The 24,019-nt window shown below is 63.3% G+C and carries 33 protein-coding genes and 1 tRNA gene; 4 read left to right on the forward strand and 30 right to left on the reverse strand.

Annotated elements, in window-relative coordinates; genetic code table 11:
* Positions 1-203 precede the first annotated feature (203 nt).
* Together WG908_RS08560 and WG908_RS08565 are read left to right on the forward strand one after the other, a co-directional pair.
* Positions 204-280, forward strand: a tRNA-Met gene (locus WG908_RS08560).
* 339 nt (positions 281-619) lie between these two features.
* Positions 620-1,846 carry an NAD(P)/FAD-dependent oxidoreductase gene (locus WG908_RS08565; protein ID WP_340186157.1) on the forward strand — a complete coding sequence of 409 codons (1,227 nt, stop codon included), beginning with the start codon at positions 620-622 and terminating at the stop codon, positions 1,844-1,846.
* A gap of 3 nt (positions 1,847-1,849) precedes the next feature.
* On the opposite strand, the gene WG908_RS08570 is transcribed toward WG908_RS08565, so the two are convergent.
* Together WG908_RS08570 and WG908_RS08575 are read right to left on the reverse strand one after the other, a co-directional pair.
* Positions 1,850-2,545 (reverse strand): hypothetical protein, encoded by a 696-nt coding sequence (locus tag WG908_RS08570; protein WP_340186373.1) that lies wholly within the window; start codon positions 2,543-2,545, stop codon positions 1,850-1,852.
* A gap of 164 nt (positions 2,546-2,709) precedes the next feature.
* Positions 2,710-3,096: a PH domain-containing protein gene (locus WG908_RS08575; RefSeq protein ID WP_340186158.1), complete on the reverse strand. Its 387-nt coding sequence runs from the start codon at positions 3,094-3,096 to the stop codon at positions 2,710-2,712.
* Positions 3,097-3,163: 67 nt separating this feature from the next.
* On the opposite strand from WG908_RS08575, the gene WG908_RS08580 reads away from it, so the two are divergent.
* The gene (locus tag WG908_RS08580; RefSeq protein ID WP_445326689.1) at positions 3,164-3,376 is read left to right on the forward strand and encodes a type II toxin-antitoxin system death-on-curing family toxin; all 213 of its coding nucleotides are present in this window, start codon (positions 3,164-3,166) and stop codon (positions 3,374-3,376) included.
* A 43-nt stretch (positions 3,377-3,419) separates the two neighbouring features.
* On the opposite strand, the gene lepA is transcribed toward WG908_RS08580, so the two are convergent.
* Positions 3,420-5,228: a translation elongation factor 4 gene (gene lepA / locus WG908_RS08585; RefSeq protein WP_340186159.1), complete on the reverse strand. Its 1,809-nt coding sequence runs from the start codon at positions 5,226-5,228 to the stop codon at positions 3,420-3,422.
* Positions 5,229-5,379: 151 nt separating this feature from the next.
* On the opposite strand from lepA, the gene WG908_RS08590 reads away from it, so the two are divergent.
* A complete protein-coding gene (locus WG908_RS08590) occupies positions 5,380-6,150 on the forward strand; it encodes a CsgG/HfaB family protein (protein ID WP_340186160.1) in 771 nt (256 codons plus the stop codon).
* Positions 6,151-6,193: 43 nt separating this feature from the next.
* Here the strand turns inward: WG908_RS08590 and WG908_RS08595 are convergent, their stop codons facing one another.
* The 27 genes from WG908_RS08595 to fusA all read right to left on the reverse strand — a co-directional run bounded on the left by WG908_RS08595 (position 6,194) and on the right by fusA (position 23,854).
* Positions 6,194-7,228 (reverse strand): acyltransferase family protein, encoded by a 1,035-nt coding sequence (locus WG908_RS08595; protein ID WP_340186161.1) that lies wholly within the window; start codon positions 7,226-7,228, stop codon positions 6,194-6,196.
* A 97-nt stretch (positions 7,229-7,325) separates the two neighbouring features.
* Positions 7,326-7,874, reverse strand: coding sequence for an SRPBCC family protein (locus tag WG908_RS08600; RefSeq protein ID WP_340186162.1), 549 nt, complete (start codon positions 7,872-7,874; stop codon positions 7,326-7,328).
* 38 nt (positions 7,875-7,912) lie between these two features.
* A complete protein-coding gene (locus WG908_RS08605) occupies positions 7,913-8,569 on the reverse strand; it encodes an adenylate kinase (RefSeq protein WP_340186374.1) in 657 nt (218 codons plus the stop codon).
* Between the two features lie 45 nt (positions 8,570-8,614).
* The gene (gene secY, locus WG908_RS08610) at positions 8,615-9,979 is read right to left on the reverse strand and encodes a preprotein translocase subunit SecY (RefSeq protein WP_340186163.1); all 1,365 of its coding nucleotides are present in this window, start codon (positions 9,977-9,979) and stop codon (positions 8,615-8,617) included.
* A gap of 183 nt (positions 9,980-10,162) precedes the next feature.
* On the reverse strand, positions 10,163-10,696 hold the full coding sequence (gene rplO, locus WG908_RS08615) for a 50S ribosomal protein L15 (protein ID WP_340186164.1): 534 nt from the start codon (positions 10,694-10,696) through the stop codon (positions 10,163-10,165).
* A gap of 234 nt (positions 10,697-10,930) precedes the next feature.
* A complete protein-coding gene (gene rpmD / locus WG908_RS08620; RefSeq protein ID WP_340186165.1) occupies positions 10,931-11,110 on the reverse strand; it encodes a 50S ribosomal protein L30 in 180 nt (59 codons plus the stop codon).
* A gap of 5 nt (positions 11,111-11,115) precedes the next feature.
* Positions 11,116-11,871, reverse strand: coding sequence for a 30S ribosomal protein S5 (gene rpsE / locus WG908_RS08625; protein ID WP_340186166.1), 756 nt, complete (start codon positions 11,869-11,871; stop codon positions 11,116-11,118).
* A gap of 3 nt (positions 11,872-11,874) precedes the next feature.
* Positions 11,875-12,246, reverse strand: a complete 372-nt coding sequence (gene rplR / locus WG908_RS08630) for a 50S ribosomal protein L18 (protein WP_340186167.1) — start codon at positions 12,244-12,246, stop codon at positions 11,875-11,877.
* A 1-nt stretch (position 12,247) separates the two neighbouring features.
* Complete coding sequence (gene rplF, locus WG908_RS08635; protein WP_340186168.1) at positions 12,248-12,781, reverse strand: 50S ribosomal protein L6; 534 nt, start codon at positions 12,779-12,781, stop codon at positions 12,248-12,250.
* Entirely contained in the window at positions 12,781-13,176 is a 396-nt protein-coding gene (gene rpsH / locus WG908_RS08640) for a 30S ribosomal protein S8 (protein ID WP_340186169.1), read from the reverse strand. Before rpsH ends, rplF begins: the two co-directional genes overlap by 1 nt.
* Positions 13,177-13,188: 12 nt before the next feature.
* Positions 13,189-13,494, reverse strand: a complete 306-nt coding sequence (gene rpsN / locus WG908_RS08645) for a 30S ribosomal protein S14 (protein ID WP_340186170.1) — start codon at positions 13,492-13,494, stop codon at positions 13,189-13,191.
* Positions 13,495-13,549: 55 nt separating this feature from the next.
* Entirely contained in the window at positions 13,550-14,125 is a 576-nt protein-coding gene (gene rplE / locus WG908_RS08650; protein WP_340186171.1) for a 50S ribosomal protein L5, read from the reverse strand.
* Positions 14,125-14,436 carry a 50S ribosomal protein L24 gene (rplX, locus tag WG908_RS08655; protein ID WP_340186172.1) on the reverse strand — a complete coding sequence of 104 codons (312 nt, stop codon included), beginning with the start codon at positions 14,434-14,436 and terminating at the stop codon, positions 14,125-14,127. Before rplX ends, rplE begins: the two co-directional genes overlap by 1 nt.
* Positions 14,436-14,804: a 50S ribosomal protein L14 gene (rplN, locus tag WG908_RS08660; protein ID WP_066520431.1), complete on the reverse strand. Its 369-nt coding sequence runs from the start codon at positions 14,802-14,804 to the stop codon at positions 14,436-14,438. Before rplN ends, rplX begins: the two co-directional genes overlap by 1 nt.
* Before the next feature lie 81 nt (positions 14,805-14,885).
* On the reverse strand, positions 14,886-15,149 hold the full coding sequence (gene rpsQ, locus WG908_RS08665; protein ID WP_340186173.1) for a 30S ribosomal protein S17: 264 nt from the start codon (positions 15,147-15,149) through the stop codon (positions 14,886-14,888).
* Between the two features lie 12 nt (positions 15,150-15,161).
* Positions 15,162-15,365 carry a 50S ribosomal protein L29 gene (gene rpmC / locus WG908_RS08670; protein ID WP_340186174.1) on the reverse strand — a complete coding sequence of 68 codons (204 nt, stop codon included), beginning with the start codon at positions 15,363-15,365 and terminating at the stop codon, positions 15,162-15,164.
* A gap of 5 nt (positions 15,366-15,370) precedes the next feature.
* Positions 15,371-15,802, reverse strand: coding sequence for a 50S ribosomal protein L16 (gene rplP, locus WG908_RS08675; RefSeq protein WP_340186175.1), 432 nt, complete (start codon positions 15,800-15,802; stop codon positions 15,371-15,373).
* A gap of 21 nt (positions 15,803-15,823) precedes the next feature.
* Positions 15,824-16,519, reverse strand: coding sequence for a 30S ribosomal protein S3 (gene rpsC / locus WG908_RS08680; protein WP_340186176.1), 696 nt, complete (start codon positions 16,517-16,519; stop codon positions 15,824-15,826).
* A gap of 3 nt (positions 16,520-16,522) precedes the next feature.
* Positions 16,523-16,909 (reverse strand): 50S ribosomal protein L22, encoded by a 387-nt coding sequence (gene rplV, locus WG908_RS08685; protein WP_340186177.1) that lies wholly within the window; start codon positions 16,907-16,909, stop codon positions 16,523-16,525.
* The gene (rpsS, locus tag WG908_RS08690; protein ID WP_275485312.1) at positions 16,909-17,184 is read right to left on the reverse strand and encodes a 30S ribosomal protein S19; all 276 of its coding nucleotides are present in this window, start codon (positions 17,182-17,184) and stop codon (positions 16,909-16,911) included. Before rpsS ends, rplV begins: the two co-directional genes overlap by 1 nt.
* Before the next feature lie 6 nt (positions 17,185-17,190).
* Positions 17,191-18,027, reverse strand: a complete 837-nt coding sequence (rplB, locus tag WG908_RS08695; protein ID WP_340186178.1) for a 50S ribosomal protein L2 — start codon at positions 18,025-18,027, stop codon at positions 17,191-17,193.
* 1 nt (position 18,028) lies between these two features.
* Positions 18,029-18,346, reverse strand: coding sequence for a 50S ribosomal protein L23 (locus tag WG908_RS08700; RefSeq protein ID WP_340186179.1), 318 nt, complete (start codon positions 18,344-18,346; stop codon positions 18,029-18,031).
* Positions 18,339-18,962: a 50S ribosomal protein L4 gene (gene rplD, locus WG908_RS08705; RefSeq protein ID WP_340186180.1), complete on the reverse strand. Its 624-nt coding sequence runs from the start codon at positions 18,960-18,962 to the stop codon at positions 18,339-18,341. The genes WG908_RS08700 and rplD overlap by 8 nt, the downstream gene beginning before the upstream one ends.
* A 3-nt stretch (positions 18,963-18,965) precedes the next feature.
* Entirely contained in the window at positions 18,966-19,724 is a 759-nt protein-coding gene (rplC, locus tag WG908_RS08710) for a 50S ribosomal protein L3 (protein ID WP_340186181.1), read from the reverse strand.
* Positions 19,725-20,006: 282 nt separating this feature from the next.
* Positions 20,007-20,315 (reverse strand): 30S ribosomal protein S10, encoded by a 309-nt coding sequence (rpsJ, locus tag WG908_RS08715; protein ID WP_006960299.1) that lies wholly within the window; start codon positions 20,313-20,315, stop codon positions 20,007-20,009.
* Positions 20,316-20,455: 140 nt separating this feature from the next.
* A complete protein-coding gene (tuf, locus tag WG908_RS08720) occupies positions 20,456-21,646 on the reverse strand; it encodes an elongation factor Tu (protein WP_340186182.1) in 1,191 nt (396 codons plus the stop codon).
* 132 nt (positions 21,647-21,778) lie between these two features.
* A complete protein-coding gene (gene fusA, locus WG908_RS08725; RefSeq protein WP_340186183.1) occupies positions 21,779-23,854 on the reverse strand; it encodes an elongation factor G in 2,076 nt (691 codons plus the stop codon).
* Between the last annotated feature and the right edge of the window lie 165 nt (positions 23,855-24,019).

A 24,019-nucleotide genomic window follows, 5' to 3' on the forward strand; every position in this document is an offset into this window, starting at 1 on the left:
ACGGCCGCTTGTGCATTGCAACATTAGTGCAACCGGGTTGATGGATTGCAAGTCAAAAATTGCGGGGCCCGCCGCTTTCTGGGCCGACCGCGGGCATCGGCCTCGCGAAAAGGAAGCGCCGTACGCGACAGCCCCGTTGACCCGCCCCCCCGCGCTGCGTATAGCGCGCGCTCACCGCGGGTCATTCCCCGCGCGGCCCATGGGGCGGAGTAGCTCAGCTGGTTAGAGCAGCGGAATCATAATCCGCGTGTCGGGGGTTCAAGTCCCTCCTCCGCTACCAAATCCCGAATTGATCCGTACGTCATACGCTGTTCCAGGGCGCTTGTCCGGCGCCCCCAGATGGCCGCCATCGGCATATTTGCGGAACGGCGTGCGCGATGTGGCCCGGATCGTCGCCAAGCCAACGCTTCAACGGCAACGATTAGGCGATGGCCGGGACGATGCCTGTCGTCGACCCGCTCATCCGTTGGATGGGACATGCGGACCGGGGCCGAAACGGGTCGCCGCGCGCCCGTCATAACGGGCAAGGGAGCGTGGACCAGGGAAAATCCACGCTTGCCAGCAGCGGGAAAGCGCGCCAATCACGCGCGCAAAGGGTGCAAAAGAGGATGGCGGGCGGATGAGCTATTATGACGTTCTGATTGTCGGCGCAGGCCATGCGGGCGCGCAGGCCGGCATCGCGTTGCGGCAGATGGGGTTCGAAGGATCGGTCGCCATGATCGGCGACGAGAAGGAACCGCCCTATGAACGTCCGCCGCTGTCCAAGGAATATTTCGCCGGCGACAAGAGCTTCGACCGCATCCTGATCCGCCCGGCAAGCTTCTGGCCCGAACGCAATATCGACATGCTGCTGGGCAAGCGGGTGAAAAGCGTCGATCCGGTCGGCAAGTTCGTCACCGCCGGCGGCGAGGAAATCGGCTATGGCAAGCTGATCTGGTGCGCGGGCGGTTCGCCCCGGATGCTGACATGCAACGGCGCCGATGCCTCCAACATCCATGCCGTGCGCCGCCGCGACGATGTCGATGCGATGATCGCGAAGATCGACCAGGTGCGCCACGTCACCATCATCGGTGGCGGCTATATCGGGCTGGAAGCCGCCGCCGTCCTCTCCAAGTTCGGCAAGCAGGTGGTGTTGCTCGAAGCGCTCGACCGGGTGCTGGCGCGCGTCGCGGGCGAGGATCTGTCGCGCTTCTACGAGGCCGAACATCGCGCCCATGGCGTCGACCTGCGCACCGGCGCGGCGATGGACTGCATCGAAGTCAAGGATGGCAGGGCGACCGCCGTGCTGATGGCCGATGGCGAACGGATCGAAACCGACATGGTGATCGTGGGCATCGGCATCGTACCCGAAACCGGCCCGCTGATCGCGGCTGGCGCGGTGGGCGGCAACGGCGTCGACGTCGATGAATATTGCCGCACCAGCCTGCCCGACATCTACGCCGTGGGCGATTGCGCCGCGCATGAGAATCATTTCGCCCGCGGCGCGCGCATTCGCCTGGAATCGGTGCAGAACGCCAATGACCAGGCCAAGACCGCCGTTGCCCACATATTGGGCAAGGAAGAGGCCTATCACGCCGTGCCCTGGTTCTGGTCGAACCAATATGATCTGAAGCTTCAGACCGTCGGCCTGTCGATAGGTTATGACCAGACCATATTGCGCGGCGATCCGGCTACGCGCAGCTTTTCGGTGCTGTACCTGCGCGCCGGCAAGCTGCTTGCCATCGACGCGGTCAATGCAGTCAAGGACTATGTCCAGGCGCGCGCGCATATCCTGTCCGGCGCCGCGCTCGATCCGGCCCAACTCGCCGATGCATCGATCCCGCTCAAGGAAGTCGGGCTGGCCTGACGCTTACACTTCCAGCCCGATCAGCGTCCCGCTGCCGATGCGGTCGATATAGCGCTTGCCGTCGATCTCCATCCAGTCGGGGGTGATCTCGATCCGGCGGCCCCGGATCGTGGTGCGCAGATGCTCGACCGCGATGCGGTTGCGCGCGACGATGCGCAGCACGGCCAGGCCATCGCCCCGCGACGCCATGATGCTGTAGCGGTCGCCGCGCAGCAGGAAATGCCAGCTGCCATCGTCGGGCAGCCATTCATTGCCGTCGACAATCTGTACGGGGGTCCCGTCAGGCGCGCCCAGCCGCACACTGATGCGCGTCGCGCCTTGCGACCGGCGGGGGGGCGCGAAGATCAGCAGCGGCTCGCCCTCCACCGTCAGCGGGATCGGCGTGTCGCGCAGCAGCCGCGATCCGCCGACGATCAGTTGCGGCATCTCGCTGGAAAAGGGCAGGCGATCCCGCGCGAAATGGCGCTGTCGCACGACCGGATTGGCGTGGAAGCTGTTCACCTGCCCCGGTGTCAGCCGACCCTCTTCGACCAGCCCGTGGCAGGTCGGGCACAACAGCGTCGCTCCGCCCGGATCGCGGGCATCGGCCGGCAGACCAAGATAGCGATAGATGGTGACGCCGCACCGTACGCAGGCGAAACCGCACGCCTGGCGGATGGCTTCCCGCTCCTGCGCCGTCAGGTGCGGCAGCGACGGCATGACGCGCAAGCCCATTGCGGAAAACCCCTTGTTCCACCGGCCCGCGACATGCGACCCGGCGTGCTTTCATGGCGTTCCTCTGCAACGGCCCGATCTGACGTCGGTCTCGCCCCGCAATCCATGCAATAAATGCGCTGGAGTCAAGGGGGTGGAGCATAAAGCGGTCAACGCGGCGACAATATGTCCACCGATCGCGCCGCGGCGATCGCCCGGATCACGCTTGGCCGGGGCATCGACTTGATCGCGATTTCGGCATAGTCCCCCGCGCTGAACAGTTCGACATTGCCGATATCGAAAATGCGCTGCATGAAGCTCTGGGTGATGCGGACGCTGCGAATGGACGACAGCGCCAGCTGGGTTCGCTGCTTGGCGAGCAGGCCACGCTCCATCAGCACATCGCGCTCGCTCAGCGCCAGCCGCTGGCCCTTGTGCGCCACCCACCAGATGCCCAGCCCGATCCAGCCGATGATCGATACGAACAGCAGCGTGAACAGCAACGGATGCGCCCGGAACATGGCCGGGTTCTCATCATAGAGCCAATCGCCGCTCACATTATCGCCTTTCCTGGCCTTTTCCCATGCTCCGAACTTGATCACGGATCGGGGCGCGGGGTCAAGCTTGACCCCCAAGCGCGATGGCGCGCCCGCAGACTCTGCCGCCTATGCTTATGGCATTGCGCGCAACCATCCTTTTGTCGATGGCAACAAGCGAACCGCGGCAGTGGTCGGCGAAACCTTTCTGACGCTCAACGGCTATGCATCTGGCTGCCACCGATGCGGAGATGGTCGTGGCTTTCTTCGCACGCGCCGCAGGCGGGCTGTCGGAGAATGAAACCGCCGACTGTTTCCGTTTGCATGTCAGCGCGGATCGAACCTCAGCCCTCATCCCCCATCCGCAGCGCGGCGATGAAGGCTTCCTGCGGAATCTGGACGCTGCCATATTCGCGCATCCGCTTCTTGCCTTCCTTCTGCTTGTCGAGCAGCTTCTTCTTGCGGCTGATGTCGCCGCCATAGCATTTGGCGGTCACATCCTTGCGCATCGCCGCGATCGTTTCGCGCGCGATCACCTTGCCGCCGATCGCCGCCTGAATCGGAATCTTGAACAGGTGGCGGGGAATCAGATCCTTCAGCCGCTCGCACATGCCGCGCCCGCGCGATTCGGCTGTGCCGCGATGGACGATCATGCTCAGCGCGTCGACCGGCTCGCTGTTGACCATGATGCTCATCTTGACCAGGTCGCCCTCGCGATAGCCGATCTGGTGATAGTCGAAACTGGCATAGCCCCGACTGATGGATTTGAGGCGATCGTAGAAATCGAACACGACTTCGTTGAGCGGCAGCTCATAGGTCACCTGCGCCCGCCCGCCGACATAGGTCAGGTTCTTCTGGATGCCGCGCCGGTCCTGGCACAGTTTCAGGATGGAGCCGAGATATTCGTCGGGGCAATAGATCACCGCTTCGATCCACGGCTCCTCGATATCGGCGATGCGAGTGGGATCGGGCATGTCGGCGGGATTGTGCAGCTCGATCTCGCCATTGCCGTGGGTCAGCTGGATCTTGTACACCACCGATGGTGCGGTGGTGATAAGGTCCAGGTCATATTCGCGGGTCAGCCGCTCCTGGATGATCTCCAGATGCAGCAACCCCAGGAACCCGCAGCGAAAGCCAAAGCCCAGCGCCGCGCTGCTTTCCATCTCGAAACTGAACGACGCATCGTTCAGGCGCAGCTTGCTGATCGAATCGCGCAGCTTGTCGAAATCCGCCGCATCGACCGGGAACAGACCGCAAAACACCACCGGCTGCACTTCCTTGAAACCGGGCAGCGGCGCCTTGGCCGGATTCTTGACGGTGGTGATGGTGTCGCCCACGCGCGTCTGGCTGATGTCCTTGATCTGGGCGGTGATGAAGCCGATCTCGCCCGCCGCCAGTTCGTCCAGCGTCTCGATCTTGGGCCGCATGCACCCTACCCGATCGATCAGATGTTCGGTCCCGCCGATCATGAACTTGATATTCTGGCCCTTCTTGATGACACCGTTTATGACGCGCACCAGAATGACGACGCCCAGATAAGGGTCGTACCAGCTGTCGACCAGCATGGCTTCCAGGGGCGCGTCGCGGTCGCCCTTGGGCGGCGGGATCTTGGTGACGATGGCTTCGAGCACCTCGTCGATGCCGATCCCTGACTTGGCCGACGCCATCACCGCCTCCGACGCATCGAGACCGATCACGTCCTCGATTTCCTTGCGCACCTTTTCCGGTTCGGCGGCGGGCAGGTCGATCTTGTTGATGACGGGCACGATCTCATGGTCGTGCTCGATCGACTGGTAGACGTTGGCGAGCGTCTGCGCCTCCACCCCCTGCGCGGCGTCGACCACCAGCAGCGCGCCTTCGCACGCGGCGAGCGAGCGCGACACTTCATAGGCGAAGTCGACATGCCCCGGCGTGTCCATCAGGTTCAGTTCGTACAGCTGCCCGTCGCGCGCGGTGTAATCGAGACGCACCGTCTGCGCCTTGATGGTGATCCCGCGCTCCTTCTCGATATCCATATTGTCGAGCACCTGCGCGCTCATCTCACGGTCGGTCAGGCCCCCGGTGCGCTGGATCAGCCGGTCGGCCAGCGTCGACTTGCCATGGTCGATATGGGCGATGATGGAAAAATTGCGGATGCGGGACAGTTCGGTCATCGCGCGCCGATAGCAGGCCTTGCGGGCGCTGTCAGCCTGCGCCGTGCGCCCCCATTTGCTTGAACCAAAGCCGGGTTGTGATAGAGATCACGATAAAGGCGGGTCGCACTATCCATAACGACATTGGCAACGACAAACGGGGTTCACGACAATGAAGGTTATTGCGAAATTTTTGGGCGGTGCGGCGGTGCTGGCGCTGCTCGCCAGTCCGGCCATGGCAGCGGACAAGGGCTCTTCGGGCCGTCAGGCGCAGACGAAGAAGCAGATGGAAATCCCCCGCTGCACCAAGCGGCTGGGCACTGTGGCGATCGTCGAACCCGACAACCAGTGGTGGCGCGAACTGAACCTGGGCAGCCCCGAAGCGATCATCAAGCTGTTCGTGCAGCAATCGGGCTGTTTCGGCATCGTCAATCGCGGCCGGTCGATGGCCAGCCGCAATCTGGAACGCGCCATGGCCGATTCGGGCGAATTGCAGGCGGGATCGAACCTGGGCCGGGGACAGGTCAAGGCGGCGGATTATTTCATCCAGCCCGATATCGTCACCACCAACAAGAATAGCGGCGGCAACGCCTTTGGCGGCATGCTGGGCGGCATGCTCGGCGGGCGCGTCGGCGGCGCACTGCTCGGCGGCATCTCGATCAAGAAGAGCGAGGCCAATGTCATGCTGTCGGTGGTCAACGCCCGCACCACCGAAGAAGAGGTCATGGCCGAAGGCTATTTCCGCAAGTCGGACCTGAGCTTTGGCGGCGGTGGCGGCCTTGGCTGGATGGGCGGCCTGGCGGCGGTCGGCGGCGGCGGCTACCAGAATACCGACATCGGCCAGGTGATCGTGCTCGCCTATCTGGACGCCTATACCAAGATGGTGACGCAGATGGGCGGCCTGCCGGAAAATGCAGCGGCGGCCGCGCCGCTGGCGAAATAGGATCGGGCGGACCCGCGCGGCACATATCGAGCGGGTCCGTTTCTCAGGCGGGAGCGACACCCAGCGCAGCGACCGTCCGCCGGCGCTTCCACCAGCGAAGGATCGCTTCGCCCGCTGGCCGTTCCACCGCCCGGTTGACGAGCGTGCCCAGCACCAGCGCCACCACTATAGCCATCATGAACCCGGTCCATGGCCCATAACCGGCCTGCGTCGTCCTGAGCATCACGACAAAGCCGATATGCTGGTGGATGAGGTAGAAGCTGTAGCTGATCCCGCCCAGCCAGGTCAGTGGCTTGATGGCGATGAAGCGCAGCCGCCCCCGGATCAGCAGGGCGAAGGTCGCAAGCAGCACGCCAGCCGCTATCGCGACGTCAACGGTTTCGCTGAACGCCACGGTGCCGACCGCCGCTGCCGCATAGGGCAGTTGCTGCCGCCAGCGTCGCCGCCCTGCCCACACCCGGTAGCTGAGCATTCCGATGATGAAGAAGGGGATGTAGCGCAGCACCAGCAGCATGATGATCCGCTCGGGCATATCGGGCCACAGCTCATAAAGCCATCGCAGCGCCAGCCAGCCGAGCAGCATCGGTTCGAGGCGTTTAAGGCCCGCGAACTTCCACAGCGCAATCATCGAGACATAGAAGCCGATCTCGACCGTCAGCGTCCAATAGGCGCCATCCACCTCGGGCAGAAACGCAAAGCCTTCCAGCATGGTCAAATTGGCCAGGATCGCGACCGGGCCGATCAACAGCGTATAGGCCTGTGCCAGATACTCGATCGCCAAAGTCAGCAGCATCGCCACCAGATAGGCTGGATAGAGCCGCGCGAAGCGATTGACGACGAAATCGGCGACGCTGCGGATGCGGTCGAGCGTGAAGAAGATCGCGAAACCAGAGATGGTGAAGAACAGCAGCACCCGGTAATTGCCGCCCGGAAAGCTGAACGGCACATGCTGCGTTTCGGGGAACATCTCCTGAAAGCGCGTGGAATAATGAAAGATCACCACGCACAGCGCCCCGATGCCGCGCAGGGCGTCCAGTTCGGTCAGGCGACCGGGCGCTGCGGGAGACGATGCTGTCATGCTCACCGTCTAGCAACAAAAGAGCAAAATTTCCGCTAACAAGGTGGTTAACGTCGCCACCGTCGGCCGATGTCGCGATGGCGACCTCGGCGGCCGATCAGCCCGGCATATCGGCCACGCGCTTGAGCCTTGCCAGCTGCTCGGCCAGCACCTGGTCAACTGCCTCCGCAAGTGCGCCGGCGCCACCGCGGACAAAACCGCCCACGACATAGCTCATGGTGATTTTCGTTCCCGCGCCTTGCGCTTTGAGCGAAAAGCTGAGCGTGCCGGTCACCGCCTCCGCCTGAAGCGGGCCAAGGCTGCCGACCAGCCGCAGGAGGCTGACGGGCGCGACATGAATGACCCGTGCATGTTCGACCCGGCCGGCAGCGACCGCGCCAGTGCGGGGCAACGCTTCGCAAAAGCAGCCGCCGACCCGCGCATCGAGCGACAGGTTGCCCGCGTTGCCGCTATAGCTATGGTCCCCGTTCCACCATCGGGCCGGTTGCCCAAGGAGCGCGAAGACCGCAGCCGGCGACGCCGCGACATCGACGCTGTTTTCGATCGAAAAGCCGCTATCGGCCTGTGCGGTGACCGCAGCCGTTACCGTGGCGGGGACCGACGCGGCCAGCGCCGCCCCCAGCAGGACGATGGCAAATCGGCGCATGGCAACCCTTCCCTCAGCTATGAGGAACCAAGGATAGCCTAAGCGGGCTTGCCATCCAATATCGCGGCGATGGCCATCGCCACCTCTTCCATGTCGGCCATGCCATCGACACGCGAAACGATGTTCCGCGCTTCGTAGATCGGCAGGATCGGCGCGGTCTTGGCACGATATTCGGCCATGCGCGTGCGCACGGTTTCCTCATTATCGTCGGGACGGCGCTTGAATTCATGGCCGTGGCACTTGTCGCATTCGCCCTGCACCTTGGGCTGCTTGAAGCTGTCATGATAGCCTTCGCCGCAGGTCGCGCAGGTGAAGCGCCCGGTGATGCGCTCGACCAGCGCATTTTCGTCGACTTCCAGTTCGATCACATGATCGAGCGTGCGCTGGCGGTCGGACAGGAGCGCGTCGAGCGAGTGGGCCTGCGCCTGGGTGCGCGGATAGCCGTCGAAGATCACCCCGGTGTCGACGGCCAGCGCGTCGAGCGCTTCGCCGATGATGCCGGACACGACTTCGTCGGGCACGAGGGCGCCGGCTTCCATCAGCGCCTTGGCCTGAAGGCCGACCGGCGTCCCCGCCTTGACCGCAGCGCGAAGCATGTCGCCCGTCGAAAGCTGGACCATGCCCCGGCTGTCGACCAGCCTGGTCGCCTGGGTGCCCTTGCCTGCGCCCGGAGGTCCGAGCAGGATGATGTTCATTGCGCGCATTCTCCCCTTTTTGTGCGCTATCGATAGTCGCGCGGCTTAGCGCATCCGCCCCTTGAGCTTAGCCTTGCGAATCAGATCGCCATATTGGTGCGCCAGCAAATGGCTCTGAATCTGGGTGACGGTGTCCACCGTTACATTGACGACGATCAGCAGGCTAGTGCCGCCCAGATAGAAGGGGATACCAGCGCGCGCGATTGCGAATTCGGGAACCAGGCAGATGAAGGTCAGATAGGCCGCACCGATCACGGTGATGCGGGTCAGCACATAATCCAGATAATTTTCGGTATTCTTGCCCGGACGGATGCCGGGAATGAACCCGCCGTTGCGCTTGAGATTGTCGGCTGTTTCCTCCGGGTTGAACACCACGGCGGTGTAAAAGAAGCAGAAGAAGACGATGCCGAGGCCATAAAGGCCCATATAGACCGGGCTGCCATGCGCGAGATACTGGTTGAGCGTCAGGACGAAGTCGCCCCACCGGCTTTCCCCCGCCACTGTCTGGCCCGCGAATTGCGAGATGGTGAGCGGCATCAGCAGCAGCGACGACGCGAAGATCGGCGGAATGACGCCAGCGGTATTGACCTTGAGCGGCAGATGGCTGCGATCCGCCTGCATCAGGCCCTGGCGCGTCTGGCGCTTGGGATATTGGATCAGCACCCGGCGCTGCGCTCGCTCCATGAAGCAGATAAGGCCGATGAGCCCGAAGGCCAAAACGACGATCAGCATGATCGTGAGGCCCGAGATCGAACCCTCGCTGCCCGACTTGAACAGGTTGCTGAGCGTCACCGGCAACTGGGCGACGATACCCGCCATGATGATGAGCGACACGCCGTTGCCGATGCCGCGCGAGGTGATCTGTTCGCCCAGCCACATCAGGAACATGGTGCCGCCGATCAGCGAGACGACAGCCGCAACGCGGAACAGCATCCCCGGATCGACCACCGCCTGCACGCCCGACTGCGCGCCATAGCTTTCAAGGCCGACGGCAATGAAATAGCCCTGGATCGCCGTCAGCCCGACCGTGCCATAGCGGGTATATTGATTGAGTTTCTTGCGCCCGCTTTCGCCTTCCTTCTTGATCGCCGCCAGTTGCGGCGAGAGGCTGGAAGCGAGCTGCACCACGATCGATGCGGTGATATAGGGCATGACGCCGAGCGCGATCAGGCTCATGCGCTCCAGGCTGCCGCCCGAGAAGGTGTTGAAGATGTCGAGCACGCCGCCGCGCGTCTGGCTGTAAAGCTGCGACAGCGCGGTCGGATCGACACCGGGCAACGGCACGAAGCTCAAGAAGCGGAAGACGATGAGCGCCCCCAGGGTAAACCACAGGCGCTTCTTGAGATCCGTCGCCTGGCTGAACTTGGCCAGGCTCAGATTGGACGCCAGCTGATCGGCTCTCGATGCCATTGCCTACCCTTTGAAAATCATGCGGTGCCGGCGGTCCGGCCCCAGAATCGCTTTCCCCTTAACGGGGTGGAGCGGGGATGTCACTTCCCACGCGCCGATTGACGCCGCGCGACATGGGGAAAGACAAAGCCCCGCCGACCATATCGGGCAGCGGGGCTGTCGTTACAAGCTGGGTGAAGACCCTTAGCCCTTGTGTGCGGCCTTGGCGGCGGCGAGCGCCGAACCCTTCTTGGCCTTGGCCTTGTCCGCGGCGGCGACGACTTCGATCACCGACACAGATCCGCCAGCCTTCTCGACCGCTTCGATCGCGCCCTTGGACGCGCCGGCAACCGAAAAGCTGACCTTCGCGGTCAGTTCGCCCTTGCCAAGCAGCCGCACGCCATCCTTGCCACCGCGCGTGAGGCCCGCCGCGTTCAGCGCGCCCTGATCCAGCGTCGCCGACGCATCGAGCTTGCCGGCGTCGATCGCCTGCTGCACGGTGCCCAGGTTGACGATCGCGTAATCCTTGGCGAAGATGTTGTTGAAGCCGCGCTTTGGAATCCGCATGTGAAGCGGCATCTGACCGCCCTCGAACCCGTTGATGGCGACGCCCGAGCGCGCCTTGGCGCCCTTCTGGCCACGCCCGGCGGTCTTGCCCTTGCCCGAACCGATGCCGCGTCCCACGCGCATCCGGCCCTTGCGGGCGCCGTCATTGTCCTTGATGTCGTTCAGTTTCATGATCTGCACTCGCTTTCGCTATGTTCGCGCGGAGGCCCGATCCATCAAGATCGGGCCGCAGCCCCAGCGAAGGCTGGGGCCTTGTGAGGCCGGGCAATTCCTATCGGAGAAGCACCCGGTAAACTGAGATACCGGCCTGCGCCGGGATGACGAAGCCGGGCTTATAGCTCGCCTCCGAAAAAACGAAAGAGGGGTCGCCCCCTCTTTCGCCTCGATTGACGGATCGGGAAAGGCTCAGCCCTCCACGACCTCCACCATATGGGGCAGCTTCTTGATCATGCCGCGGATTTCCGCGCTGTCTTCATGTTCAACCACCCGGTGCATCTTGCCCAGGCCCAGGCCGATCAGAATCTTCTTCTGGTCGGCGGGGCGGCGGATCGGCGAACCGATCTGCTTGATCTTGATCTTCGCCATGTCAGTTACTCCGCAATCGCTTCGGCGTCGGCCGCAGCGACCTCGACCGAGGCACCACCGCGACGAAGCAGGTCGGCGACCTTCTTGCCGCGACGCTGTGCCACCGACTTGGGGCTGGTCTGTTCGCCCAGCGCCTCGAAGGTCGCGCGGATCATGTTATAGGGGTTCGACGTACCGTTGGACTTGGTCACCACGTCGGCAACGCCCAGGCTTTCGAACACGGCGCGCATCGGACCGCCGGCGATGATGCCGGTTCCCGCAGGCGCGGTGCGAACGGTCACCTTGCCAGCGCCGAAATGGCCGAGGCCATCATGGTGCAGCGTGCGGCCTTCCTTCAGCGGAATGCGAACCATCGCCTTCTTGGCGGCGGCTGTCGCCTTGCTGATGGCTTCGGGCACTTCGCGCGCCTTGCCATGACCAAAGCCCGCCCGGCCCTTGCCGTCGCCGACCACGACCAGCGCCGCGAAACCGAAGCGCTTGCCGCCCTTGACGGTCTTGGACACGCGGTTGATGTGAACCAGCTTCTCGATCAGCTCTTCGCCGCCATCCTCGTTGCCGCTGCCGCCACGGCGATCGTCGCGACGGCCACGGCCGCCCCCGCGATCGTTGCCGCCGCGGTTGTTGCCGCCACGGTTGCCGCGACCGCCACGGCCGGGGCCGCGCGTCTCGCCCTGGGGCTGGGTCAGTTCCTGCGGACCGGCATCCTGCCCCACGATGGTTTCGGGCTGATTGCCAGCGCCGGTGTTGATTTCGTCAGCCATGCTTTAAAACTCCAGCCCGGCTTCACGGGCCGCATCGGCCAGCGCCTTGACGCGGCCATGGAAAAGAAAGCCTCCGCGGTCGAACACGACCTTGGTCACCCCCGCCTTGGTGGCAGCCTCGGCGATGCGCTTGCCGACATCGGCTGCTGCATCCGAATTGGCGCCGGTCTTGCCCAGCGCCTTGGCGCCGACATCCTTGTCCAGGGTCGATGCGGCGGCGACGGTGCTGCCCGCCGCGTCGTCGATGACCTGCGCATAGATGTGACGGCCCGACCGGTGGATCGACAGGCGGGGACGCGGGTTCTGGCCCGAACGGGCCTTGAGCGCGGTGCGAACGCGGCGGCGACGCCGCTCGAAGAGGGAAAGCTTTGCCATCTTACTTCTTCTTCCCTTCCTTGCGGAAGATGAACTCGCCGTCGTACTTGATGCCCTTGCCCTTATAGGGTTCGGGCTTACGCCAGCGACGGATTTCGGCGGCGACCTGGCCGACCTTCTGCTTGTCGATTCCGCTGATCTCGACCGTGGTGTTGTCCGGGGTCTTGATCTCGATGCCTTCGGGAATCTCGAAGTCGACATCATGGCTGTAGCCAAGCTGCAGCTTCAGGTTCTTGCCCTGGGCGTTGGCGCGGTAACCGACGCCGGTGATCAGCAGCTTCTTGGAAAAGCCGTCGGTCACGCCGGTGATCAGGTTCTGGACCAGCGTGCGCTGCATCCCCCAGAATGCGCGGGCCGCCTTCGTGGCGTTGGCGGGCTGCACCGAAATGCCGCCATCCTCAAGCGTGTAGCTGATCTCTTCGCGCAGCGGCATGGCAAGGGCGCCCTTGGGGCCCTTGACCGACAGCTGCCCGCCTTCGATGGTCGCGGTCACGTTCGCGGGAACGGGGACCGGCTTCTTGCCGATGCGGCTCATCAGAACACCTCCGCAAGCACTTCGCCGCCGACATTCTGTTCACGCGCTTCCGCGTCGGACAGAACGCCCTTGGGCGTCGAAACGATGGTGATGCCAAGGCCGTTGCGCACCACCGGCAGGTCCTTGGACCCCGAATAGACGCGACGGCCAGGCTTGGACACGCGGGCGACATGCTTGATCGCGGGCGCGCCTTCGAAATATTTCAGCTCGATGCGCAGGCCCGGATGCTGGCCGAGGGCTTCCTCGGTGTAGCCGCGGATATAGCCTTCGCGCTGGAGCACGTCGAGAACGCGGGCGCGCAGCTTGCTGGCGGGGGACACAACGCTGTCCTTCTTCGCCTGCTGCCCGTTGCGGATGCGGGTGAGCATATCACCCAGGGGATCGGTCAATGCCATGAGATGATATCCTTACCAGCTCGACTTGGTGACGCCGGGGATCAGGCCCTTGTTGGCCAGATCGCGCAGCTGAATACGGCAGAGCCGGAACTTGCGGTAATAGGCGCGCGGACGGCCCGTCACCTCGCATCGGTTCCGCACGCGGGTCGGATTGCCGTTGCGGGGGATTTCCGCCATCTTCAGCCGCGCCATCAGGCGCTCGCTGTCGTCGGCCGACTTGTCGTCGGCCACCGCGCGCAGGCGCGCATAGCGGCCCGCATATTTCTTCACGAGCTTCTTGCGACGCTCATTCTTGTTGATGGAACTCAGTTTCGCCATGACTTAAGTTCTCTTCCTTAGCCTGATGGTTGGGAGGAGAAGCGGGGCCGATCTCTCAGGCCGCCTGCTTCTCTTCTTCCTGCGGGAACGGGAAACCGAACAGGCGCAACAGCTCGCGCGCCTCGTCGTCCGTCTTCGCGGTGGTGGTGACGATGATGTCCATGCCGCGCACCTTGTCGATGCGGTCATAGTTGATCTCGGGGAAGATGATCTGTTCCTTGATACCAAAGGCATAATTGCCGCGGCCATCAAAGCTCTTCGGGTTCAACCCACGGAAATCGCGGATGCGGGGCATCGCGATGTTCACCAGGCGATCGAGAAACTCGTACATGCGCTCGCGGCGAAGCGTAACCTTCGCGCCGATCGGCATGCCCTCGCGCAGCTTGAACTGCGCGATCGACTTCTTCGCCTTGGTGATGACGGGCTTCTGTCCCGCGATCAGCTCCATTTCCTCGGCCGCCGACGTCACCTTCTTCTTGTCCTGGGTCGCTTCGCCCACGCCCATGTTAAGCGTGATCTTTTCGATCCGGGGCACTTCCATGACGTTCTTGTAACCGAACTTTTCGGTCATCGCCTTGGCGATCTCGGCATCGTACAGCGCCTTGGAGCGCGGTGTATATGTGTCGGCCATTACAGCGCCTCCCCGGACTTCACGGCCACGCGGACCTTTTTGCCGTCCCTGGTTTCGAAGCGAACGCGGGTCGGCTTGCCGTCAGCGCCGGCAATCGCCACGTTCGAAATATGCAGCGGCGCGGGCGTGCGGTCGATGCCGCCCTGCGGGTTCGCCTGGTCGGGCTTGCGATGCCTGGCGTGGACGTTGACGCCCTCTACCAGGACCTTGTCGTCCTTGGGGAACATCTGCAGGACGGTGCCGGTACGGCCCTTGTCCTTGCCCGCGAGCACGACGACCTTGTCGCCCTTCTTGATACGTGCAGCGCTCATTACAGCACCTCAGGCGCAAGAGAAATAATCTTCATGTGCTTCTTGGCGCGCAGTTCGCGAACCACGGGGCCAAAGATACGGGTGCCGATCGGCTCCTCGTTCTTGTTGATCAGCACAGCGGCATTGCCGTCGAAACGGATGACCGAGCCGTCGGCGCGGCGCACATCCTTGGCGGTACGCACGATCACGGCGCGATGGACATCGCCCTTCTTGACCTTGCCGCGCGGCTGGGCTTCCTTGACGGAGACGACGATGATGTCGCCAACGCCGGCAAAGCGACGCTTCGATCCGCCCAGCACCTTGATGCACTGGACGCGCTTGGCGCCGCTGTTGTCCGCGACGTCAAGATTGGATTGCATCTGGATCATTGATCCGGTTCCTTCCTTGTTGGCCTACCGAGAGCCATGTGTTTCCTGGCCTCGGCGGTTCCGAATTGCTTGACCTAGGCCTCAGGCCGCCGCTTCGGGCGACTTGTGCGTGTCCACGCGCTCGACGACCTTCCAGGTCTTGAGCTTCGAAATCGGGGCGGTCTCCTCGATGCGGACCGTCTCGCCTTCCTTGTAGACATTGCCCTCGTCATGGGCATGGTACTTCTTCGAACGACGAATGATCTTGCCGTAGAGCGCATGCTTGACCTTGCGCTCTACGCGAACCACCACCGTCTTGTCGGTCTTGTCGGAAACCACAGTTCCCGTCAGCACGCGCTTGGGCATCGTGTGTTTCCTTTACTTCGCGGCGGAGCTGTTACGCTCCGTCTGCAGTGTCTTGATCTGCGCGATCGACCGACGGACTTCCCTGACCCGGCTGGGCTTTTCCAGCTGGTTGGTGGCCGCCTGGAACCGCAGGTTGAACTGCTCGCGCTTCAGGTTGTTGAGCTCGGTCGACAGCTCGTCGTCCGACTTGGTCTTGAGGTCTGCTACGTTCGCCATGATGCTCACGCTCCCAGATGCGAGGTGTCGCCGAGGCGGGCGACAACCTTGGTCTTGATCGGCAGCTTCATCGCGGCGCGCGAGAAGGCCTCTGCTGCGAGCGGCCCTGGAACCCCGTCCAGTTCGAACAGGATGCGGCCGGGAGCGACGCGGGCCGCCCAATATTCGACCGAACCCTTGCCCTTGCCCTGGCGGACTTCGGCGGGCTTCTTCGACACCGGAACGTCGGGGAACACGCGGATCCACAAACGGCCCTGGCGACGGATGTGCCGGGTGATCGCGCGGCGGGCCGCTTCGATCTGGCGCGCGGTCAGACGATCGGGCTCCATGGCCTTGAGGCCATAGGCGCCGAAGTTCAGCGCGGTGCCGCCCTTGGCATCGCCCTTGATCCGACCCTTGAAGGTCTTGCGGAACTTCATCTTTTTCGGTTGCAGCATGACGCTAGTGCCTTCTTATAATCAGCGCGCCGGGCGCACGCCGGAGGTCTGAGCCTCCAGCATCAGCCGGTCGGTGGCCATCGGGTCATGGCCGAGAATCTCGCCCTTGAAGATCCACACCTTGATACCGCACACGCCATAGGCGGTATGCGCTTCGGCATCGGCATAATCGACGTTGCCGCGCAGCGTGTGCAGCGGCACGCGACCTTCGCGATACCATTCGACGCGCGCGATCTCCGCGCCGCCCAGACGGCCGCCGCAAGTGATCTTGATGCCTTCGGCGCCCAGACGCAGCGCCGATTGCACCGCGCGCTTCATCGCCCGGCGAAACGCAACGCGGCGTTCCAGCTGGTCGGCGATGCCCTGCGCGACGAGACGGCTGTCGATTTCCGGCTTGCGGATTTCGACGATGTTGAGCGACACGTCGGACGTGGTGAAAGCGGCAAGCTTCTTGCGCAGCTTTTCGATGTCCGCGCCCTTCTTGCCGATGATGACGCCGGGACGGGCCGCATAGATCGAGACGCGGCACAGCTTGGCCGGACGCTCGATCACCACCTTGGAGATCGCTGCCTGCGGCATCGTCTTCATGATGAACTTGCGGATCTTGATGTCTTCCATCAACAGGCGGCCATAATCGGCGCCTTCCGCATACCAGCGGCTATCCCAGGTACGGTTGATCTGCAGGCGCAGACCAATGGGGTTGCTCTTGTGACCCATGTCTTAGGCCTCCGCTTCTTCGCCAGCTTCACGCACGACGATGCGCACGCGGCTGAAGGGCTTGAGGATCTGGGTCGACTTGCCACGGCCGCGAGCGTGGAAGCGCTTGAGGGTGAAGGCCTTGCCCACCGAAGCTTCCGCCACGACCAGCGCGTCGACGTCCAGGTTGTGATTGTTTTCCGCATTGGCGATGGCCGAAGCCAGCACCTTGCGCACATCGACCGCCATCGCCTTCTTGGAGAAAGCGAGGATGTTGAGCGCGTCCTCGACCTTGCGGCCGCGGATCAGCGTTGCCACCAGGTTCAGCTTCTGGGCCGACCCGCGAATCTGCGTGCCGACAGCCAGCGCCTCATTGTCCGCGACGCGGCGAGGGGATTTTTCCTTGCCCATTAGCGCTTGCCCTTCTTGTCGGCGGCGTGGCCGGGGAAGTAGCGGGTCGGGGCGAATTCGCCCAGCTTGTGACCCACCATGTCCTCGTTCACGGAAACCGGAACATGCTTGCGGCCATTATAGACGTTGAACGTCAGGCCGACGAACTGGGGCAGGATGGTGGAACGACGCGACCAGGTCTTGATCGGGGCGCGGCCACCGGCGTCCTGCGCCGTTTCTGCCTTCTTCAGAAGGCTGAGGTCCACGAAAGGACCTTTCCAGACGGAACGAGCCATCGCGGATTACCTCTTCTTCTTGGCGTGACGCGACCGGATGATCATCTTGTCGGTCGACTTGTTGTGACGGGTGCGGGCACCCTTGGTCGGCTTGCCCCATGGGGTCACCGGATGACGACCGCCCGAGGTCCGGCCTTCACCACCGCCGTGCGGATGGTCGACCGGGTTCTTGGCTACGCCGCGGGTCAGCGGACGCTTGCCCAGCCAGCGCGAACGGCCGGCCTTGCCAAGGTTGGTGTTCTGGTTGTCCGGGTTGCTGACAGCGCCGACGGTGCCCATGCAATCGGAACGGATATAACGCTGTTCGCCCGACGACAGGCGGATCATCACCATGCCGCGATCGCGGCCGACCAGCTGGGCATAGGTGCCGGCCGAGCGGCACAGCTGCGCGCCCTTGCCCGGCTTCATCTCCACATTGTGGATGATGGTGCCGACCGGCATCTGGCCCAGTTCCATGGCGTTGCCCGGCTTCACGTCGGTCTTCTTGCCGGCGATGACCTTGTCACCGGGGGCAAGACGCTGCGGCGCGATGATATAGGCCTGGGTGCCGTCAGGATAATTGACCAGCGCGATAAAAGCGGTGCGGTTGGGGTCATATTCCAGACGCTCGACCGTACCTTCGACATCCCACAAGCGACGCTTGAAGTCGATGATGCGATAGCGCTGCTTGTGACCGCCGGCGATGCCGCGCGAGGTCACATGGCCCTTGTTGTTGCGGCCGCCGGTCTTGCGCTTGCCTTCGGTCAGCGCCTTGACGGGCTTGCCCTTGTGCAGTGCCGAGCGGTCGACGAGGATCAGGCCGCGCTGGGCCGGGCTCGTCGGGTTATAATGCTTCAGCGCCATGTCAGCGCACTCCCTCGGTGATGTCGATCGACTGGCCTTCGGCCAGGCGGACGATCGCCTTCTTCACATCCGAACGCTTGTAGGGCTTGCCCTTCCAGCGCTTCGTCTTGCCTTTGGTCACCAGCGTGTTCACGCTCGTGACGCTGACGCCCCAGATCGCCTCGACAGCGGCCTTGATCTCCGGCTTGGACGCGTCGCTCGCGACCTTGAAGACCACGGCGTTATTCTCGGAGAGAAGGGTCGATTTCTCGGTGATGTGCGGCGCGACGACGACGTCATAATGACGGTTTTCGACGGCGGCGGTTTGCTTTTTAGCCATTGAAGCGGGCCTCCAGCTTTTCGACCGCGGCGCGGGTGAGCACCAGCGTGTCGGCCTTGAGGATGTCATAGACATTCGCGCCAACCGCCGGCAGCACATTGATGCCGACGAGGTTGGACGAAGCCTTGGCGAAGCTGATGTTGATCGCATCACCGTCGATGAAAAGCGCCTTGCCCAAGCCCAGACCGGCAAGCTTGCTCGCCAGTTCCCGGGTCTTGCCGCCCTTGACATCGAGGTTATCGAGCACGGTCAGCGCGCCCGACTTCGCCTTGGACGACAAAGCCATCTTCAGGCCCAGCGCGCGAACCTTCTTGTTCAGCGACGGGTTGAAGTCGCGGACCCGGGCGCCGTGCGCCTTACCACCGCCGATGAAGACCGGAGCGCGGCGATCGCCGTGACGGGCAGTGCCGCCGCCCTTCTGACGGCCGAACTTCTTGCCGGTGCGGGCGACATCGCTGCGCTCACGGGTGCCGCGAGCGGTGCCGCGACGCTTTTCGAGCTGCCAGGTGACGACGCGGTGCAGAATGTCGGCGCGGGGTTCGAGGCCGAACACGGCGTCATCGAGCTCCAGGTCGCCGGCGGCTGCCGCGTCGAGGGTCTGTACATTGACCTTCATGATTTAGCCCTCCTGGCCTTCGGCGGCTTCCACTGCCGCGACGTCTTCCGCCGGGGTGTCAGCGACAGCCGCATCATTGCTGTTGGCAGCCTTTTTGAGGCTGGCGGGATAGGGAACATCGGCGGGGCGGGGCACCTTGACGGCGTCCTTGACGGTCAGCCAGGTGCCCTTGGCGCCGGGGACCGAACCCTTGACGAACAGCAGGCCGCGCTCGACATCGGTGCGGACAATTTCCAGATTCTGCTGGGTCCGCTCACGGTCGCCCATATGGCCGGCCATCTTCTTGTTCTTGAACACGCGGCCCGGATCCTGGCGGTTGCCGGTCGAACCATGGGCACGGTGACTGATCGACACGCCATGGGTGGCGCGCATACCGCCGAAGCCCCAGCGCTTCATGGCGCCGGCAAAGCCCTTGCCCTGGGTGTGACCGGCAACGTCGACCAGCTGGCCGGCAATGAAATGATCGGCGGCGATTTCAGCGCCGACATCGAGCAGCGCATCCTCGGCCACGCGGAATTCCACCAGACGCGCCTTGGGCTCCACTTCGGCCTTGCCGAAATGGCCGCGCTGCGGCTTGGCCACATTCTTCGCCTTGGCAACGCCGGCGCCCAACTGAACGGCGATATAGCCGTCACGATCGGTTTCCTTGCGCGCCACGACCTGGTTGCCCTCAAGCGCGAGGACGGTGACGGGGACATGGCGTCCGTCGTCCTGAAACAGTCGGGTCATCCCGACTTTCTTAGCGATCACGCCAGTGCGCATGATCCATACTCCCAATAGAGGCCCCGTCGCACCGAAACGGTCGGGGGCGTATCCAACGAAAAAAACCGCAGCGGAACAGCTCCGATGCGGCCAACCCTGTTCTGTAGATCACCCCGTCCGGGTTGGATGCCGACCCCTCTCGGGGAAGGCGACGGGGGACCAGGACCACAGATTTGCCGGCTAGCCGGCACTGTGCGGTATCCCTTGTGTCGTTTTGAGCTTCCGGTCGCCCGGAATGCCCGATACCCTGCCACCCTTTCGGGAGAGCAGGGACTTGCCGGCTCAGGCCAGCTTGATCTCGACGTTCACGCCGGCAGCCAGGTCCAGCTTCATCAGCGCGTCGACCGTCTGCGGCGTCGGCTGCACAATGTCAAGCATGCGCTTGTAGGTGCGGACTTCGAACTGCTCGCGCGACTTCTTGTCGACATGGGGTCCACGGTTGACCGTGAACTTTTCGATGCGCGTCGGCAGAGGAATGGGGCCGCGGATGAGAGCGCCGGTGCGACGGGCGGTGTCGGCGATGTCGCCGGTCGCCTGATCGAGCACGCGATGATCGAACGCCTTAAGGCGAATGCGGATGTTGCTGTCCATGTCCTACTACCGATGCGAAAGAGCCAAAAACAAACCGCCTCTTCGTGACCCTCTAGCGCAATTGCCGGCGAGGATCGGTCCGAGGCGGTGGAAAATCGAACCGCGCGAATCACAAGGACCCGCGCGGTTCGTCGCCTATATTACTTCGTGATCGCGCCGACAACCCCTGCGCCGACGGTACGACCGCCTTCACGGATGGCGAAGCGCAGACCCGCATCCATCGCGATCGGCGCGATGAGCTTGATGGTCAGCTTCACATTGTCGCCCGGCATCACCATCTCGGTGCCCTCGGGAAGAACGACTTCGCCGGTCACGTCCGTGGTGCGGAAGTAGAATTGCGGACGATAGTTGGCGAAGAACGGCGTATGACGGCCACCCTCTTCCTTCGACAGCACGTAGACTTCAGCGTCGAAATCGGTGTGCGGCTTGATCGTGCCCGGCTTGCAGAGAACCTGGCCACGTTCCACGTCTTCACGGCCGACGCCGCGAACCAGCGCACCGATATTGTCGCCCGCACGACCTTCGTCGAGCAGCTTGCGGAACATTTCGACGCCCGTGACGGTGGTCTTGCGAGTGTCCTTGATACCGACGATCTCGACTTCCTCGCCAACCTTGACGATACCGGTCTCGACGCGGCCGGTGACGACCGTGCCGCGACCCGAAATCGAGAACACGTCTTCGATCGGCATCAGGAACGGCTTGTCCACCGGGCGCTCGGGCTGCGGGATCCAGCTGTCGACGGCCGCCATCAGCTTCAGAACGGCGTCATGGCCGATCTCGGGAGTCTTGTCCTGCAGCGCGGCAACGGCCGAGCCGGCGATGATGGGAATATTGTCGCCATCGAAATCATAGCTGCTCAGCAGCTCGCGGATTTCCAGCTCAACGAGTTCGAGGATCTCGGCGTCGTCGACCAGGTCGACCTTGTTCATGAACACGACCAGCTGGGGAACGCCGACCTGACGGGCGAGCAGGATGTGCTCGCGGGTCTGGGGCATCGGGCCGTCGGTGGCGGACACGACCAGGATCGCGCCGTCCATCTGCGCGGCGCCGGTGATCATGTTCTTCACATAGTCGGCGTGGCCAGGGCAATCGACGTGCGCATAGTGGCGCGCTTCGGTTTCATATTCGACGTGCGCGGTCGAAATGGTGATGCCGCGAGCGCGCTCTTCGGGCGCCTTGTCGATATTGTCATAGCTGGTGAAGGTCGCGCCGCCGGTTTCGGCCAGCACCTTCGTGATCGCCGCGGTCAGCGATGTCTTGCCATGGTCGACGTGACCGATAGTGCCGATGTTGCAATGCGGCTTCGTCCGCTCAAACTTAGCTTTCGCCATTTTATCCTACCTTCTAATCAAATCCGATGGGGTTTGACCGCTCGGCCGCGCCTTGCGAAGGCGCGTCCATAGCAGCAAATTTCGATTATGCCAGCCTTTTAAGCCGCCCTTTTCAGGAGGCGGCCCAAATCATCAGGCCATCTTCGCCTTGATCTCTTCGGCGACGTTCTGCGGCACCTCATCATAGTGCGAAAACTGCATGCTGTACTGAGCGCGCCCCTGGGTAAAGGAACGCAACTGGTTCACATAGCCGAACATGTTGGCAAGCGGCACCAGCGCGTCGACAGTCTGGGCGTTGCCCCGGCTGTCGGTGCCCTGAATCTGGCCGCGACGGCTGTTCATGTCGCCGATGACGTCGCCCAGATAATCCTCCGGGGTCACGACTTCGACCTTCATGATCGGCTCCAGCAGCTTGATGCCGGCCTTCTGCGCCGCTTCGCGCATCGCGCCACGGGCACAGATTTCGAACGCCAGCGCCGATGAATCGACGTCATGATAGGCGCCGTCGGTCAGGTGGACTTCGAAATCGATGATCGGGAAGCCGATCAGCGAACCCGATTCGGCAGTCTCGCGCATGCCCTTCTCGACCGAGGGGATATATTCCTTGGGAATATTGCCGCCCTTGATCTCGTCGAAGAACTGGAAGCCCGATCCGCGCTCGCCCGGAACGACGGTCAGCTTGACGCGACCGAACTGGCCCGAACCGCCCGACTGCTTCTTGTGGGTATAGTCGATGTCGACCTTCTTGCCGAGATATTCGCGATAGGCGACCTGCGGCGCGCCGACATTGGCCTCGACCTTGAATTCGCGCTTCATGCGATCGACCAGAATTTCGAGGTGAAGCTCGCCCATGCCCTTGATGATGGTCTGGCCGCTTTCGGCGTCGGACGACACACGGAAGGACGGGTCCTCACGCGACAGGCGATTGAGCGCGATGCCCATCTTTTCCTGGTCCGCCTTGGTCTTGGGCTCGACCGACAGTTCGATCACCGGCTCGGGAAATTCCATCCGCTCCAGGATGATCGGATCGCCGATGGCGCACAGCGTGTCGCCGGTCGTCGTGTCCTTGAGACCCGCAAGAGCGACGATGTCGCCAGCATAGGCCACCTGGATATCCTCGCGGTCATTGGCATGCATGAGCAGCATGCGGCCGACCTTTTCCTTCTTGTCCTTGACCGAGTTGGTGACCTGCGACGCGGTTTCGAGCTTGCCCGAATAGATGCGCGCGAAGGTCAGCGTGCCGACGAAGGGGTCGTTCATGATCTTGAAGGCGAGCGCGCTGAACGGCGCGTCGTCGGCGGGCGGGCGAGTGTCCGGGGTCACGCCGTCGAGCTTGAGGCCCTCGACCGGGGGAATGTCGAGCGGGCTCGGCAGATAGTCGACCACCGCATCGAGCAGCGGCTGAACGCCCTTGTTCTTGAACGCGCTGCCGCACAGCACCGGCACGAACGAGAAGTTGAGCGTGCCCTTGCGGATCAGCGCGGTCAGCGTTTCGGTGTCGGGCTCGGTGCCTTCCAGATAGGCTTCCATGATGGCGTCGTCCTGTTCGACGGCCATCTCGATCAGTTCCGAACGCGCGGTTGCCGCAGCATCCTTCAGATCGTCGGGAATTTCGACATAGTCGAACTTCGCGCCCAGGCTTTCGTCCTGCCAGATGATCGCGCGGTCGCGGACCAGGTCGACCAGGCCCTTGAAGCCGCCTTCGATGCCGATCGGCAGATACAGGACGGCCGGGCGTGCGCCCAGGCGATCCTTGATCATCTCGACGCAGCGTTCGAAATTGGCGCCGGTGCGGTCGAGCTTGTTGACGAAGCACATGCGCGGCACCTTGTACTTTTCAGCCTGGCGCCACACGGTTTCGGACTGGGGCTCGACGCCCGCAACGCCGTCGAAACAGGCAACCGCGCCGTCGAGCACGCGCAGGCTGCGCTCGACTTCGATGGTGAAGTCGACGTGGCCGGGGGTGTCGATGATGTTGATCCGGTGGTCGTTCCAGAAACAGGTGGTCGCCGCCGACGTGATCGTGATCCCGCGCTCCTGCTCCTGCTCCATCCAGTCCATCGTCGCGGCGCCGTCATGGACTTCGCCGATCTTGTAGGATTTGCCGGTATAATAAAGGATGCGCTCGGTCGTCGTCGTCTTGCCGGCGTCGATATGCGCCATGATGCCGATGTTGCGGTACATGCTGAGCGGATGGCTGCGGGCCATGATGATTCTCCGTTGCCGAAAGGGTCGGCGGTTGGGATTTCGAGTCTCGTGCGTGGCCCCTAAACCAATCCGTCCGCCATGGGTAGGACCCACGGCGAACGGCCGGTATTTTAGCGAGCAAGTCGTAAAAGCGGGCGCGGCTCCAAAGGGAACCCGCCCGCTTCT

Source organism: Sphingobium anseongense (assembly GCF_037725245.1).
Classification (GTDB): domain Bacteria; phylum Pseudomonadota; class Alphaproteobacteria; order Sphingomonadales; family Sphingomonadaceae; genus Sphingobium.